This is a genomic window from Xanthomonas fragariae, assembly GCF_017603965.1.
Lineage (GTDB): Bacteria > Pseudomonadota > Gammaproteobacteria > Xanthomonadales > Xanthomonadaceae > Xanthomonas > Xanthomonas fragariae_A.
The window spans coordinates 1666449-1681978 of record NZ_CP071955.1 but is presented as its reverse complement, the minus strand read 5'-3'; the positions used below and the strand labels follow the sequence as shown (position 1 = coordinate 1681978).

The following is a 15530-nucleotide window of genomic DNA, read 5'->3' as shown; positions in this document are numbered from 1 at the left end:
CTAGGCGTCATCCTTGCCTGCAGGTGCCGCCTTCACCTCAATCAAGGCGAAATCTAGCGTCTGATAAACCACTCGCACGGCAGTGGCATAGCCCACTGCGGCAGTGAAAAGAACGGAGAAGAGCACAGAAGCTGCAATGAGGGGAAAAATGCTCGACTCAACCACCTCAGGCGGCACTGTCGGAGAAAAGACGCGAGCACCGGCAAACCAAAACAGTGCACCCCACACAATACCCGTGAACACATTGAAGCGTGCCAAGCGCTCCGTGGTTTGAACTTTGACCAGCTGCACGCCGGAGGACAGTCTTTCCAGCTCATTGAACCGCCCCGGGATTTCGGGAGGCTGTTTGGTTTGAGTCACGCCGCTTTGGCGTAACCGGCCTGTTGTCGATAGTAAGCCTCTTCGGCTTCCGCTGGCGGAATGTTCCCGATCGACCCCAGCAAGCGTTTGTGGTTGTACCAGTCCACCCAATCCAGCGTGGCCAGTTCCACATCCTGGCGGTTGCGCCACGCGCGCCGGTGGATCACCTCGGCCTTGTACAACCCGTTGATCGTCTCGGCCAACGCGTTGTCATAGCTATCGCCCACGCTGCCCACCGACGGCTCGATCCCGGCGTCGGCCAGCCGCTCGGTGTAGCGGATCGACACATACTGCACGCCGCGGTCGGAGTGGTGGATCAGGCCGCCTTCGGTTGGACGACGCGCATGCAGCGCCTGCTCCAGCGCGTCCAGCACGAAGTCCGTGTGCGCCGTCTGCGACACCTTCCAGCCCACGATCCGCCGTGCGTACACGTCGATCACGAAGGCCACGTACACGAACCCGGCCCAGGTCGAGACATACGTGAAGTCGCTGACCCACAGTCGGTTCGGCGACGGCGCATGGAACTGTCGGTTCACCTTGTCCAGCGGGCACGGCCGCTTGTCGCTGATCGTGGTCTTGACCACCTTCCCGCGTACCACGCCGCGCAGGCCAAGTGCGCCCATCAGTCGCTCCACCGTGCAGCGGGCCACCGCATAGCCCTCGCGCTTGAGCTGCCGCCAGACCTTGCGCACGCCGTACACCTGTCGGTTCTGCTCCCATACCCGCCGGATCTGCGGGCGCAGCGCCTGGTCCTTCCACCAGCGGTTCGGGCGCAAGTTCGCGTCCGCTTCCCGCTGCGCGTGGCGGTAATACGTCGACGGGGCAACCTGCAGCACCTTGCAGATTGGCTCGACCCCGTGAACATCGCAATGTTCGGTCACGAACGTGGTCAGGGCTTGAAGCGGCGGTCGAGCTCCGCCTGGGCAAAATACGCGCTGGCCTTGCGCAGGATCTCGTTGGCTTGCCTCAGCTCGCGCACTTCGCGTTCCAGCGCTTTCATCCGCGTCCGCTCGTCCGTCGTCAGCCCCTGACGCTTGCCGGCATCACGCTCGGCCTGACGCACCCAGTTGCACAGCGTCTGCGACGAACAGCCAATCTTCCCGGCAATCGATTCGATCGCCGCCCACTGCGAGCCGTACTCGCCCTGATGCTCCCGCACCAGCCGAACCGCGCGCTCTCGCACTTCCGGTGAATATTTCGTCTTGCTCATCGCCCCATCTTCTCAAGAGTTGGAGCCTCCCGAAATCCCGGGGCGGTTCACATCCTTGCTGCGAACCTGCTCACCGATAGCTACTGCAAGCGCACCGATGGCCCTACCGTTGACCCCTGCCAGAACCGTCCGACTTGGGAGTCCAAAATAGACACATAGAGTCGCAAGCATCAGCGCTCCGAACGCTGCCGAAGCACTGAAAGCATGGTCGAACAAGCGGATATAAACCGCGATGATGATCGTCAAGCCCAGGACCCACACAAAACGCTTCCAGAGAATTCCAAGCCCGCTGAGGATCAGCCAAGGACCAACCAGAAGCTCATCAGAAAGCGCCCGGAGTAGATCGTCCCGTTTTGCAAAGGGCGTGTTCTGGACGACTGCATGTTCGGCCAGCCGAATAACTGACCTGATCTTGTCAAACTCCATCTCGCCAGCCGACATCAACCACCCCGTTCGCGAAACAGCTCATAAAACGCCCCGCCCTCATTTCGCATCATCCAAGGTCGTTGCATCTCAACAACTCTGACCACCGCCAACCCGAGCAACAATTATGACGGGCCCATCGACGGGAGGCACGCGTTAACTGGCAGATGCAGTTCTACCAGAGCAAAGACCATGGCCTAGATCTGTATAGCACCGCTCCTGACCCCATCCAGACGCGCGAAGTAGATCTGGGTCACGAAAAAAGAGCCCCGTATGCGGGGCTCCTGTGTCGCTGGCGTTGAAGCCTCAGTCTCGGCGCCGGGTGCCAATGGCGGGCGGCGTTGTTCCGATCACTTGGCGGGAACCTTCTGCGACGACCCTAGCTTCCAGCCAAATGCCTAGGCGCACCATCAGTCTGCTGCGCGGTCAACGGTCAGAAACATTTGAGCCGTCATAGACCTGGCTTCGGTGGCCGAAACTTCAACTCCCAATGCCCTGCCTCACCCTCGGCCTGCGGTGGATGTGCATCCTCTCCAGATGCCTCAGGCGTCAGCACCTCAATCGGCTGCGGAGAGAAGTTCTTCTCCAAGGCCTCAGCCGCCTCCACCATCGCTTTTCGAGCCCGCTTGATCCGCCCCTGCTGGATCGCTTGGATGCGCGGGGAGACATGCCTCTTCGTTCGCGCCAAGCGCCGCTGTGCTCTGGCCACCACTTTCGTATCGGGATCGTATTCTTGCTCATAGAGCTTGGCTTGCGCATCTAGCACGGCCATGCGCGCCTTGTAGGGTCGCACCAGCGTATGGGCATACTTGCTGATTGAGCGAGCAAGCATCTCGGTGTCTTCAAAGAGAAATGGCTTGGTGGCGTAGCTGTCGACTTGCCGACAAACCAATGTCGAGTGAGCGCGCTGAAACTCGGGTTCAATCTGGATACCCGGGATCTGCCGCAATACTTCGAGAGACTGCTGAGCCACCTCTCGCTGGGCTTCGAGCCAATCTTCGATCAGCTGCGCCTGCGCATTGAGCAACTCAGCGTCTTGTCGGCCCGAGGAACGAGCCAAACGCGTCACGCGACCAAGATGTCGGGTCTGACCGCTGTAAGGCGTGTAGAGACCCGGGCGAGGCGCTGGCGCACGCGCCAAGCGCTCTTTGATCTGCCGCACCCGCTCTACGCCTGACAATCGTGTCTGCCCAACCGCTGTGCGTCCGTCCAATCCAGAAGCCTGTGCGTTGGCCCGATCCCGAAGTGCTGTCGCATGGCTATGAGACGGTGGCACCTCGTGCACGAGACCACCGCTTTTTTTCATGTGCTCAGCGACAAGCTTTGAAAGCGCCAGTGCTGCTTCTCGCCCACCTGCCCCTCTCACTTCTGCTGTGAACTTCGTTTTGCGCATCACCGCCACTTTGGCTTTGCCCAAGTGCTTGCCAGGCCGGCGCGTGAGTTCGCGGGCGCGTTCAAACTCTCCATTACGCGCGGCTTCGTGTGCTTGTGCTCGGAGACTGCGATGATCCACCCGAGCCGGGTAGCCCGCATTTTTCAAGTGCGTATTGATGACCATCGCGATGTCTTTGCGGATTTGCCGCAGCGCTCGTGTGCCGCCGCCTTGTCGCGCATCAAACTCAGCGCAGGCGCGCTCACCCAATCCTCCCGGCCCGACCTGTCTGGCTGACATCAGCATATGCACATGATGATTGCGCTGATCACCATATTTGCTTGGTGTGTGCACAGCGACCAATACGGCGACCTTGAACCGATTGACGAGCAATTGGCCAAGCGCCAAAGCGAGCACTCTCCGTTGTTGTGGATCGAGTTGGTGCGGAAGCGATACTTCGACTTCTCGGCAAACGCGCGCGTTCTTGCGGGTTTCGGCCGCTTCGTTCGCGTTCCAAAAATACTGCGCATCGAAACACCACACGGGCGCACCATTTGGCGCAAGCATCTGATGGAAATCGACACCGCCTCGGTGGGAATAATTGTGGCCAAGCCCTGTGCTCATATCGAGCAGATCAAACCCTGCGCGGTAAGCAGCTGCTGCGACCGATGAGTCGCCGTTGCCTCGGCTGAAAGACTTCATTGTTGCGTGATAAATCGCCATTTGTGAAACTCCTGTTTGTTTGTGGAGCACACAAAGAAGCGACAGAACATTCCCTGTCGAGAGTTAAGCGAACTCGACAGCAAAGAGACCTTGATCACAAGCTTTTGAAGAGGCCGTGTTGCCTAGCGAAGCATAGGCAACGAGGTGGCGAAAGCCACCGCACCAACGCGCAGCGTTGGCGCACGGTTTCTGCAAAGCAGAAACCATAAGTGCGCTCTTGCTCTTTAATTTTCTTTGAATTTGTTTTCGCCAAAGTTGGATCAACCATGTCTCTTTTTTACGTATAAATAATAATTATACGTAATAATGAATAAGACCTGTACGAATCTAATTATGGCAATGCCGTGTGTCCCTTTTTACGCTGACTGTCTATGCAGAGTGATGTCCCGTGGTTTTCAGAAAATCCAAGCAGCAGGACGAATTGCCGTCAGATTGGTAGCATCACCTCTGCCGATCGAACGCGAAGTCGCAGCAGCTGCGGAAACAAGGAAGCGAAATGCCCAATGACTACTGGGACATGGATGACAAGAACGACCCCAACCTGTTGAACCTTGCCAGCGTGAGCACCTCGATGCTCGTGCCCTTTCCAGTGGGAAGACTGCCGGATGCTTCTTTGCTCTGGCTCAATGAGCGCTGGTTTCACGACTTAGGCGTGGCCATCCACGACGCGCCAACTCGGGCCCGCATCTCAGCGTCCTTGCTTGAGCGCTTTGCCGTGACATCTATCGAAGCTCACTGCGTCGCCGGCAGCTTCGGCGGACAGACACTAGGCGCTGATCGCTATGGTGGGAGCGGTGGGGCAATCCACGGAGGGAGTGGCCGCTGTGGCTCCGATGGCATGCTCATCGCCAAAGGAACCGGCCCCACGCCATTGGTCTCCGAGGCCCATGATTGGTCACACTCCCATGGCTGTCTCTATCTTTACGACGCCATTCGCGAGGCAGTCGCCAGCGAGATCCTCAACGCAGAACTCCCCCACGGGACAGTCCCCATCGTTGCCATCATCGATGCCGGCTTCTCCCTGGCGCGCACCGATGCCGACGAGCCGGAGCGGTGCGCCATTCTGATCAGGCCTGCTTTCCTGCGCTTGGCGCATTTCGAGCGCAGCCTGTATTTCGGGACATCAGGCAGTGCAAACAGCGATCAATTTCAAGATAGCCTGCGGGTCAAAGATGCCATCCACTTTGCCGACGAACACACGCAGCGCGATGCCGGCAAACCCAATGACCTAGGCGTTGACTTGTCTGCGCTCTACCCCCGCCTTGCCGAGCAGATTGCCGCAAGCCGCGCGCATCGCCTCTGGACCGGACGCCCGACAAGCGACAACATCACATCGAACGCGCAGTTTCTGGATTTCGGCGGCTTCCGCGCAGTTCCCACCTGGAAGCGTGGCACCGATGGGCATCGTCACTTTTTCGGCGATGAGATGCGTGATGTTCGCCACTCGCTTCCCTCGCTTGCCTATTTCTTCAAGAAGTATTCCCGCTTTGACAAGGCAATCGCCAACATCGATCAGCTGCTTATCCAGATCGAGCATCACATGGAAGCTGCGTTTCTCCATCACTGTGCAAAAGCGTGTGCCTTGCCTCAGTCAAGCCCAGAGGCGTTGCATTTCAAAGCGCTCATTGCGCGCTACTATCGCGAGCAACAGCGCATTGACTATGCGTTCGATCAGCCCACAAAGCACGGCGAGCGCCACGATTGGCTCTCTGACCACATCAAAGGCAAAGCAACCCAGGGCTCTCAGACAGGCGAGGAGATCAACTCGCTCCTGCGCGCACTTCCGAACGCAGCTCTCCATCTTTGTGCCGCCAACCGCTGGCTGAGACCACGGCCACGCCTTTCCTATCGCGTCTCCAAACGCCGGGCGATCAAGCTGGTGCGGTCGATCCTGGCCGATCGGTCGTCGGGACCCAAGCGGGTCTCGGCTTTTATCGCAACCGAGGTCGCGGTCTCACGCCGCGTTTGGAAAGGCTTACCGCCACACTGGCTTGTCCTGGGCTACGCAAGCGATCACGTGTCCACCGCCTTGTATTTCTTTGATACGCATCGTATGGCCTATACAGTCCAGCCGGAGGGGCCACGCGTGCATGGCGGAACACTGCTTTTCGGTGCCGAAGTCGCAGATGAGACACTCGGCATCACCAATTCTGGCCATCGAACCGTCGTGCTGGTCGACTGCGAACCCACCAGCTACCTGGTAGGTCTAAGCTTGAACGGGCGTGCATCAATCCCTGCCGCACTGCTCACCTTCCCGGACGCTGCAGTTGCAGCGCAGACATTGAGCTCAACCACCGCCCATGCAACCTAATGCCGTTGATGCGCAGGCGCTTGGCCTGGCAATGCAACTTCTGTTCAAGACTGACCGCAAGAGGTTCATTATCGCAGCTGCCTATGTATGGCTATGGCCTGCGATTCGCCTAGGCCAGCTCGTCACGATCGAAGACGAAGATGGAGTCTGGACCGGCTACGCCTTATGGGCTTATCTGACGCCTGAAACCGCCAGTCATTTGGTTCTGCAAGATCCCCCGTTCTTGCCGATTAGTGACTGGAACGAAGGTGATCAACTCTGGATCCTGGATTTCGTGGCTATGCCAGGGCATCACCGACGCCTGGCCAAAGCACTACGGCACCGCTTGCGCCCTCACTTCAAGCAAGCGCATCGCTTGGTGCGAGATAAGACGGGCGCTATGCTGGGAACCAAGACTCACACACTTCGCAAAGATGGCTGAGGAAGACACGTTGCTTCCTTGATACGAATGGACGAACCGAAGCGACAAGGCAGTTGCAGCCCATGCAGGAAGTGACATCAAGGCCGACCAAGGCCTGGACTGGATTTTTGTTCCTGGGCTTCGGTTCTGGTTTGCCTTATCCGCTGATCGGCAGCACCTTAGGCTATTGGCTCAGCGAAAAGTCGCTTTCGATCGCAGTCATCGGTGCCTTGGCTTGGACCGCACTTCCCTACTCCCTCAAATTCCTATGGGCCCGCAATCTCGACCAACGTCATGCGCCGGTCGTTGGAAGCACCATGTCGCACCGTCAAGGCTGGATTGTCTTGTCTTCGATCATGGTCGCCCTCTCTCTCCTGGGCCTTGTCCTGAGCGTCGTCTCCGGGAGCCTTCCGCTGATTGCACTGAGCTGCATCGCAGCCGCGTTTGGCGGTGCGACCCTGGATGCCTCAGTCGATGCGTTTCGGATCGAACAAGAGGCAGTGCACCAGCAGCCAGCCAAGCTCCTCACCGCCTATCAATTTGGCTACCGCGTTGCTCTGCTGCTGAGCGACGGACTGGTGTTCTTGCTCGCAGCGCGGCTGTCCTGGCAAGTTGCTTATGCACTTCTGCTGCCCCTGATGTTGGTGCCCATCTGCGGAACGCTCTTTCTGCGATCTCATCCCGATAGGGTTCTCACCCCAGATCGCGCGAGTGCGAAGAAGCAGGGGTCTCCGCTGATATCCCTTCGACCCTCCACGCTCCAAGGATGGATCGCGGTCATCGTCTTCATCGGCTGCTATCGCCTACCGGATATTCTTCTGGGTCCCATGATCAATCCTTTCTTCTATGCCCTTGGCATTGGAAAGAGCGTGGTCGGATCCCTGCATATCTGGCTTGGTATCCCAGCAGCCTTCCTCGGAATTTTGGCTGCAGGCACTAGCTTGAAGCGCATGTCCTTGAGCACGACCATCCTTGTTGGCGCAGCTCTCCAAGTCCTTGCCCTCCTCGTTCTTGCATTGCTTTCGTCGAACGAGCAGTCTGCTGAACTGCTTTGGGCTAGCGTTATTCTTCAAAACCTTGCCAGTAGCTACACCGGCATCGCATTGGTTGCTTACATGTCAAAGCTGGTCACGCTTGGACGAGCAGGTGAGCACTACGCTTGGCTAACCAGCTTTTACTCCATCTTCGGCAGGGTGCTTGCCGGCTTTTCAGGCCTTGCAGTGGCTTATCTCACCACGCGCTATGGACAAAGCGAGGGCTATGGCACGTTTTTCATTGGCATCTGCCTGACGTGCGTGCCCGCCCTCCTCGTCTACTCGCTCATCATTCGGAACAACTTAAAGGAGCAACCCGAGCCGTAAGTGCCATCACGTTACTGCCTTGCAATGACTGTCTCCGCTACTTACGGACATGCAGTGCCTGAGCTCATTTATTTCACACCGATCCCAATGTCTATCCACCTTAGCGCTAGCCAATTAGATGCCTAATTGGCTAGCGCCGGCAAGCCTCATCAGTTTCGACGTCGTGTGAGGCCAAGCAAACACTCGCCCTTCAAACTCGCCTTTATATACACTGATGAACCGCCCCGGGATTTCGGGAGGCTCCAACTCTTGAGAAGATGGGGCGATGAGCAAGACGAAATATTCACCGGAAGTGCGAGAGCGCGCGGTTCGGCTGGTGCGGGAGCATCAGGGCGAGTACGGCTCGCAGTGGGCGGCGATCGAATCGATTGCCGGGAAGATTGGCTGTTCGTCGCAGACGCTGTGCAACTGGGTGCGTCAGGCCGAGCGTGATGCCGGCAAGCGTCAGGGGCTGACGACGGACGAGCGGACGCGGATGAAAGCGCTGGAACGCGAAGTGCGCGAGCTGAGGCAAGCCAACGAGATCCTGCGCAAGGCCAGCGCGTATTTTGCCCAGGCGGAGCTCGACCGCCGCTTCAAGCCCTGACCACGTTCGTGACCGAACATTGCGATGTTCACGGGGTCGAGCCAATCTGCAAGGTGCTGCAGGTTGCCCCGTCGACGTATTACCGCCACGCGCAGCGGGAAGCGGACGCGAACTTGCGCCCGAACCGCTGGTGGAAGGACCAGGCGCTGCGCCCGCAGATCCGGCGGGTATGGGAGCAGAACCGACAGGTGTACGGCGTGCGCAAGGTCTGGCGGCAGCTCAAGCGCGAGGGCTATGCGGTGGCCCGCTGCACGGTGGAGCGACTGATGGGCGCACTTGGCCTGCGCGGCGTGGTACGCGGGAAGGTGGTCAAGACCACGATCAGCGACAAGCGGCCGTGCCCGCTGGACAAGGTGAACCGACAGTTCCATGCGCCGTCGCCGAACCGACTGTGGGTCAGCGACTTCACGTATGTCTCGACCTGGGCCGGGTTCGTGTACGTGGCCTTCGTGATCGACGTGTACGCACGGCGGATCGTGGGCTGGAAGGTGTCGCAGACGGCGCACACGGACTTCGTGCTGGACGCGCTGGAGCAGGCGCTGCATGCGCGTCGTCCAACCGAAGGCGGCCTGATCCACCACTCCGACCGCGGCGTGCAGTATGTGTCGATCCGCTACACCGAGCGGCTGGCCGACGCCGGGATCGAGCCGTCGGTGGGCAGCGTGGGCGATAGCTATGACAACGCGTTGGCCGAGACGATCAACGGGTTGTACAAGGCCGAGGTGATCCACCGGCGCGCGTGGCGCAACCGCCAGGATGTGGAACTGGCCACGCTGGATTGGGTGGACTGGTACAACCACAAACGCTTGCTGGGGTCGATCGGGAACATTCCGCCAGCGGAAGCCGAAGAGGCTTACTATCGACAACAGGCCGGTTACGCCAAAGCGGCGTGACTCAAACCAAACAGCCTCCCGAAATCCCGGGGCGGTTCACTTGTGCAGAAGACAGCCAACAGCAATGTAACCGCAAGACCTTTGTGCACGCCCAACATTACTGGCCTCTCAAATAAGCACAGAATTCAATTGCAACCTGATCTACAAGCGATAAATATCTAAAGCAACCGACAACAAGGAAGAGTCCCCTTTGACCAAAGCATAAAGAGTCCCTTGGTCAACCCTGTGCAACGCACCGATTTTGGCCAGTGAAACTACTTGACCATCGATCTCCGCAATTGCTTCTCCTTTTTTCAGAAGTCCTGTTTTATTTTTTGAATATGTCATGAGGCGCGTTTTACCATTAGTGACCCAGGCTCCCACGTATTTGTCGTCTAAGTGATCGTGTGATGGCGATACGAGAATTGAATCGACCAACACGCCCTTTGACAGCGCACCATCTTTAGCTGCAAGAGAATTACCCTTATCAATCTTCTCGGGACGAGGATCTATATCACCAATAATCCCTGGCTTCGCCTGAATTTTTAGGTTGGTGGACAGGTAGTAGGTATCACCAGAATAATAGTCAACAAATTGAGCGCACGTGCCTTTGATCGCATGAACTCGGACATTGTCAACCTTACTTACCTTGGCTAGGGGGACTACCAAATTCGCACTCCCACCCTCCACATAGAAATTGCCTTTAAGCTGAGACTTTTCTGAACATAGAGCCCTAGCAGCACTCTCTCGCTGGTCATTTGAGCGGGCCTGCCCGACCGCTAGGCCGGCAAGCATAAGCACGCAAATCGAATTTAAGGCAACCCTAACTATGGACATCGAAAGCACCTTTTTAACGCGAATGTAAAATCAAGGATTTGGAACAACGATAGTCGGAGTTACCTCACTATACCCACCAACAACCTTTGTATCACTGGGACCAAGCACGCCTATGCTGAGATAATTTGCAACGCCCCTCACAATATCATTGGCAAATTTCTCACTTTGATTAAACTCAGCATTGGTAAAACCATCTTGATAGAGGTTCTGGTAAAGGGTTCGAGCAGCTGCTGCGTTATGTGCCAGCTCATGCATCACCAAGAAATTCGCGCCTCCCATTAGATCAGAATACCCCTTGATGGTGTCAATGTTTATTGATATCTGTGGGTCGCCGTTGTTATAGTCGGACTGCCCAGTCGCAAACCCATTGCTATAGCTAGTGCCCGCTTCGTTTACCTTATAGTCTGCATTGAGCATCAGACTCTTGATTTCAGACATCTGCACGGTTGAACCATCGCTCATTTGCATATAAGCGTAATCAGGAAGCGAGCTGATAGAGTCTTTAACAAAGTAAATTGCATCGTCAAATTTAACCAGAGCGGCAGACTCTTCCGCTGTGAACCGCCCCGGGATTTCGGGAGGCTCCAACTCTTGAGAAGATGGGGCGATGAGCAAGACGAAATATTCACCGGAAGTGCGAGAGCGCGCGGTTCGGCTGGTGCGGGAGCATCAGGGCGAGTACGGCTCGCAGTGGGCGGCGATCGAATCGATTGCCGGGAAGATTGGCTGTTCGTCGCAGACGCTGTGCAACTGGGTGCGTCAGGCCGAGCGTGATGCCGGCAAGCGTCAGGGGCTGACGACGGACGAGCGGACGCGGATGAAAGCGCTGGAACGCGAAGTGCGCGAGCTGAGGCAAGCCAACGAGATCCTGCGCAAGGCCAGCGCGTATTTTGCCCAGGCGGAGCTCGACCGCCGCTTCAAGCCCTGACCACGTTCGTGACCGAACATTGCGATGTTCACGGGGTCGAGCCAATCTGCAAGGTGCTGCAGGTTGCCCCGTCGACGTATTACCGCCACGCGCAGCGGGAAGCGGACGCGAACTTGCGCCCGAACCGCTGGTGGAAGGACCAGGCGCTGCGCCCGCAGATCCGGCGGGTATGGGAGCAGAACCGACAGGTGTACGGCGTGCGCAAGGTCTGGCGGCAGCTCAAGCGCGAGGGCTATGCGGTGGCCCGCTGCACGGTGGAGCGACTGATGGGCGCACTTGGCCTGCGCGGCGTGGTACGCGGGAAGGTGGTCAAGACCACGATCAGCGACAAGCGGCCGTGCCCGCTGGACAAGGTGAACCGACAGTTCCATGCGCCGTCGCCGAACCGACTGTGGGTCAGCGACTTCACGTATGTCTCGACCTGGGCCGGGTTCGTGTACGTGGCCTTCGTGATCGACGTGTACGCACGGCGGATCGTGGGCTGGAAGGTGTCGCAGACGGCGCACACGGACTTCGTGCTGGACGCGCTGGAGCAGGCGCTGCATGCGCGTCGTCCAACCGAAGGCGGCCTGATCCACCACTCCGACCGCGGCGTGCAGTATGTGTCGATCCGCTACACCGAGCGGCTGGCCGACGCCGGGATCGAGCCGTCGGTGGGCAGCGTGGGCGATAGCTATGACAACGCGTTGGCCGAGACGATCAACGGGTTGTACAAGGCCGAGGTGATCCACCGGCGCGCGTGGCGCAACCGCCAGGATGTGGAACTGGCCACGCTGGATTGGGTGGACTGGTACAACCACAAACGCTTGCTGGGGTCGATCGGGAACATTCCGCCAGCGGAAGCCGAAGAGGCTTACTATCGACAACAGGCCGGTTACGCCAAAGCGGCGTGACTCAAACCAAACAGCCTCCCGAAATCCCGGGGCGGTTCAGCTGTCAACGCACGCGTGAAGTTGAGATCGTATTCCGGCGCTGTTGGAGGAGGAGTGCCGCCCCCACCTGGAGGACTGATCGGCCCTGGCTGCTCAACTGGCGGTGAAGGAGGAATAGTCGGAGGCGGACTCGGGGGTGGGTTCACCACAATTGGAGGAATTTCAGTGGGCGGCTCACTTGGATCGACGTCCGCAGCGGCTGCCGCACCTGCGACTAGGAACAGCTCTTCGTTTGTCAGCTCTCTCATCACAGCGCTCCATGCAATACTTGGATTAGAAAATCACTATTTCGCTTTCTTTTCTTTCTAAACAGCACTCTCAATTAACCCCCAGTAAAATATCCCCGTGTGAAGCGGCCTCACACGGAGATAGGGATAGCGAATTCAAATCATGTCAAGACAATGATGGCTCTGTCCGCCCTTATTTTTGGCATATTTCCGTCATTTCTCTAACGTGACTGTTTCAAAAGTAGCATCTGGTGCGTATTCATGCGCCCACCTCAGGACTGATATCTCTGCATCTAGGTTCTTATTACTCCTCGGCACGAACAATGTGAAGGTAGGATCTTTTGAGCAAGAGGTGCCCGACTTTTTAGTGTCGGCCCTGCAACTAAAGTGTATGAGCCCAGCGGCTTCGACCGTGTTATCGCTCTTAATCGCAACCGCACCTTTCTCGATGCAGCTCTTGTATCGGCAGCCTGATATCAATGTCAAGCCATTCCCGGCATCAACATCTTTATTCGGCGGACCACTCAGAGCTTCTCCAAACTGCTGAACCAGAGGCTTTCCGGGAACAATATAGTCACCCGCTGACTGACCAAAGTAAGTCGACAAAACACCAGCATTAATTTTTGCCGGCGAAGCTGTGGCCGCAATGCCTACCAATAACGCCAAGATCATTAGCGTGATTAATACAATTCTCTTATTATTCTTCATCTAGCACCTCACATTATATAAGTCAAGATTTAACCGCCACCCGGCACGCTGCCATTCGTAATATCCTGCTGAATGAGTGCGGCCTCCCTATCTCGCCTTGTATCATACGCATCGCCAAAGTCGTTCAGATTCGTAACAGCATCCTGCCAATGCCCCGTTGTTACTTGAGTCCAAAAATTGGGGGTTGCTGTGGCAAGGCCGGGCCCATACTGGTAAGCAACGCTTGCGATAGCGGTCTGGACGCCACCAGGCAGCTGATAAAAGTCAGCATAATCGGATGAGTTATTATAACTATTGACGACGGTGTTTAAGATATTCGACCTAACTGCATTATCCAACACATCTGCCTGTGCCTCGGTGATATGGAGCGGGCTACTTTGGAGAGCATTTAGAGCATCTTGGCCAGTTAGATGAAGGTAGGGCGTTAACGTAGTAACAAGTGCTTGGTCTACACCGAGAGCTGTGAGACTTTCGACAGTCTGGCCACCCAAATCGACGCCAGTTGCCACGGTCACTCCGCTTTGATCTATGACTACACCGTTATTGTTGGGGACATACGCATCTAGCTGTTGTCCACCCTCCACGCTGTCAATGAACGCATTATCGACTCTGTTCTCGGCAGCCAATGGAACAAATACATCTTCGCCACCGCCATTTCCACCGCCGCCAGGGGGCGTGATCGGAGTTGGCTGCTCGACTGGCGGAGATGGCGGGATAGTCGGCGGCGGGTCTGATGGAGGGTGCACTACAATTGGCGGAACCTCAGTGGGAGGTTCGCTTGGATCGACGTCCGCAGCGGCCGCTGCACCTGCGACTAAGAACAGCTCTTCGTTTGTCAATTCTCTCATTACAGCGCTCCATCCTGTGAGTAGATTTTTTTCCTGATCGTTTTTTCTATTGAATGTTCCATATCTCTTTTTCCTTTGAACTTATTTTGATAAGCGTTGTAACTCCTTGAACCGCCCCGGGATTTCGGGAGGCTGTTTGGTTTGAGTCACGCCGCTTTGGCGTAACCGGCCTGTTGTCGATAGTAAGCCTCTTCGGCTTCCGCTGGCGGAATGTTCCCGATCGACCCCAGCAAGCGTTTGTGGTTGTACCAGTCCACCCAATCCAGCGTGGCCAGTTCCACATCCTGGCGGTTGCGCCACGCGCGCCGGTGGATCACCTCGGCCTTGTACAACCCGTTGATCGTCTCGGCCAACGCGTTGTCATAGCTATCGCCCACGCTGCCCACCGACGGCTCGATCCCGGCGTCGGCCAGCCGCTCGGTGTAGCGGATCGACACATACTGCACGCCGCGGTCGGAGTGGTGGATCAGGCCGCCTTCGGTTGGACGACGCGCATGCAGCGCCTGCTCCAGCGCGTCCAGCACGAAGTCCGTGTGCGCCGTCTGCGACACCTTCCAGCCCACGATCCGCCGTGCGTACACGTCGATCACGAAGGCCACGTACACGAACCCGGCCCAGGTCGAGACATACGTGAAGTCGCTGACCCACAGTCGGTTCGGCGACGGCGCATGGAACTGTCGGTTCACCTTGTCCAGCGGGCACGGCCGCTTGTCGCTGATCGTGGTCTTGACCACCTTCCCGCGTACCACGCCGCGCAGGCCAAGTGCGCCCATCAGTCGCTCCACCGTGCAGCGGGCCACCGCATAGCCCTCGCGCTTGAGCTGCCGCCAGACCTTGCGCACGCCGTACACCTGTCGGTTCTGCTCCCATACCCGCCGGATCTGCGGGCGCAGCGCCTGGTCCTTCCACCAGCGGTTCGGGCGCAAGTTCGCGTCCGCTTCCCGCTGCGCGTGGCGGTAATACGTCGACGGGGCAACCTGCAGCACCTTGCAGATTGGCTCGACCCCGTGAACATCGCAATGTTCGGTCACGAACGTGGTCAGGGCTTGAAGCGGCGGTCGAGCTCCGCCTGGGCAAAATACGCGCTGGCCTTGCGCAGGATCTCGTTGGCTTGCCTCAGCTCGCGCACTTCGCGTTCCAGCGCTTTCATCCGCGTCCGCTCGTCCGTCGTCAGCCCCTGACGCTTGCCGGCATCACGCTCGGCCTGACGCACCCAGTTGCACAGCGTCTGCGACGAACAGCCAATCTTCCCGGCAATCGATTCGATCGCCGCCCACTGCGAGCCGTACTCGCCCTGATGCTCCCGCACCAGCCGAACCGCGCGCTCTCGCACTTCCGGTGAATATTTCGTCTTGCTCATCGCCCCATCTTCTCAAGAGTTGGAGCCTCCCGAAATCCCGGGGCGGTTCACAAACGTCTACCTCCTCATAAT

The 15530-nt window shown here is 57.7% G+C and carries 14 protein-coding genes and 4 other annotated features; of the genes, 5 read left to right on the top strand and 9 right to left on the bottom strand.

Features of this window, described 5'->3' with window-relative positions:
* From J5I97_RS07855 to J5I97_RS20525, 4 genes are all read right to left on the bottom strand, one after another.
* A complete protein-coding gene (locus J5I97_RS07855) occupies positions 1-360 on the bottom strand; it encodes a hypothetical protein (protein ID WP_238135676.1) in 360 nt (119 codons plus the stop codon).
* A protein-coding gene (locus J5I97_RS07850) for an IS3 family transposase (protein WP_208586298.1) occupies positions 357-1570 on the bottom strand; the annotation gives its coding sequence in 2 pieces (ribosomal slippage) (positions 357-1288 and positions 1288-1570; 1215 coding nt in all). Before J5I97_RS07850 ends, J5I97_RS07855 begins: the two co-directional genes overlap by 4 nt.
* Positions 1179-1295: a sequence feature (AL1L pseudoknot), on the bottom strand. Its footprint overlaps the gene before it by 117 nt.
* A gap of 12 nt (positions 1571-1582) precedes the next feature.
* Positions 1583-1996, bottom strand: a complete 414-nt coding sequence (locus J5I97_RS07845; RefSeq protein ID WP_238135675.1) for a hypothetical protein — start codon at positions 1994-1996, stop codon at positions 1583-1585.
* Positions 1997-2444: 448 nt separating this feature from the next.
* Positions 2445-4088, bottom strand: coding sequence for a MobA/MobL family protein (locus J5I97_RS20525; RefSeq protein WP_208590875.1), 1644 nt, complete (start codon positions 4086-4088; stop codon positions 2445-2447).
* A 496-nt stretch (positions 4089-4584) separates the two neighbouring features.
* Between J5I97_RS20525 and J5I97_RS07835 the strand changes: the two genes are divergently transcribed.
* From J5I97_RS07835 to J5I97_RS07820, 4 genes are all read left to right on the top strand, one after another.
* Positions 4585-6399: a protein adenylyltransferase SelO family protein gene (locus J5I97_RS07835; RefSeq protein WP_208590873.1), complete on the top strand. Its 1815-nt coding sequence runs from the start codon at positions 4585-4587 to the stop codon at positions 6397-6399.
* Positions 6389-6820 carry a toxin-activating lysine-acyltransferase gene (locus J5I97_RS07830; protein WP_208590871.1) on the top strand — a complete coding sequence of 144 codons (432 nt, stop codon included), beginning with the start codon at positions 6389-6391 and terminating at the stop codon, positions 6818-6820. The genes J5I97_RS07835 and J5I97_RS07830 overlap by 11 nt, the downstream gene beginning before the upstream one ends.
* A 62-nt stretch (positions 6821-6882) precedes the next feature.
* Positions 6883-8160, top strand: coding sequence for an MFS transporter (locus J5I97_RS07825; protein WP_208590863.1), 1278 nt, complete (start codon positions 6883-6885; stop codon positions 8158-8160).
* Positions 8161-8425: 265 nt separating this feature from the next.
* A protein-coding gene (locus tag J5I97_RS07820; protein ID WP_208586298.1) for an IS3 family transposase occupies positions 8426-9639 on the top strand; the annotation gives its coding sequence in 2 pieces (ribosomal slippage) (positions 8426-8708 and positions 8708-9639; 1215 coding nt in all).
* Positions 8701-8817, top strand: a sequence feature (AL1L pseudoknot). (Overlaps the previous gene by 117 nt.)
* Positions 9640-9780: 141 nt before the next feature.
* On the opposite strand, the gene J5I97_RS07815 is transcribed toward J5I97_RS07820, so the two are convergent.
* Complete coding sequence (locus J5I97_RS07815) at positions 9781-10455, bottom strand: hypothetical protein (protein WP_208590861.1); 675 nt, start codon at positions 10453-10455, stop codon at positions 9781-9783.
* A gap of 30 nt (positions 10456-10485) precedes the next feature.
* Complete coding sequence (locus J5I97_RS07810) at positions 10486-11070, bottom strand: hypothetical protein (protein WP_238135674.1); 585 nt, start codon at positions 11068-11070, stop codon at positions 10486-10488.
* On the opposite strand from J5I97_RS07810, the gene J5I97_RS07805 reads away from it, so the two are divergent.
* A protein-coding gene (locus tag J5I97_RS07805; RefSeq protein ID WP_208586298.1) for an IS3 family transposase occupies positions 11063-12276 on the top strand; the annotation gives its coding sequence in 2 pieces (ribosomal slippage) (positions 11063-11345 and positions 11345-12276; 1215 coding nt in all). The two genes, J5I97_RS07810 and J5I97_RS07805, sit on opposite strands and share 8 nt — an antisense overlap.
* Positions 11338-11454: a sequence feature (AL1L pseudoknot), on the top strand. Its footprint overlaps the gene before it by 117 nt.
* A gap of 479 nt (positions 12277-12755) precedes the next feature.
* Here the strand turns inward: J5I97_RS07805 and J5I97_RS07800 are convergent.
* From J5I97_RS07800 to J5I97_RS07790, 3 genes are all read right to left on the bottom strand, one after another.
* On the bottom strand, positions 12756-13250 hold the full coding sequence (locus J5I97_RS07800; protein ID WP_208590859.1) for a hypothetical protein: 495 nt from the start codon (positions 13248-13250) through the stop codon (positions 12756-12758).
* A gap of 29 nt (positions 13251-13279) precedes the next feature.
* Positions 13280-14098 carry a pesticin C-terminus-like muramidase gene (locus J5I97_RS07795; RefSeq protein WP_208590857.1) on the bottom strand — a complete coding sequence of 273 codons (819 nt, stop codon included), beginning with the start codon at positions 14096-14098 and terminating at the stop codon, positions 13280-13282.
* 146 nt (positions 14099-14244) lie between these two features.
* Positions 14245-15458, bottom strand: a protein-coding gene (locus J5I97_RS07790) for an IS3 family transposase (protein WP_208586298.1) whose coding sequence is annotated in 2 segments (ribosomal slippage) — positions 14245-15176 and positions 15176-15458 — 1215 coding nt in all. Because the reading frame shifts where the segments join, the coding sequence is not laid out codon by codon here.
* Positions 15067-15183, bottom strand: a sequence feature (AL1L pseudoknot). (Overlaps the previous gene by 117 nt.)
* Positions 15459-15530 lie beyond the last annotated feature (72 nt).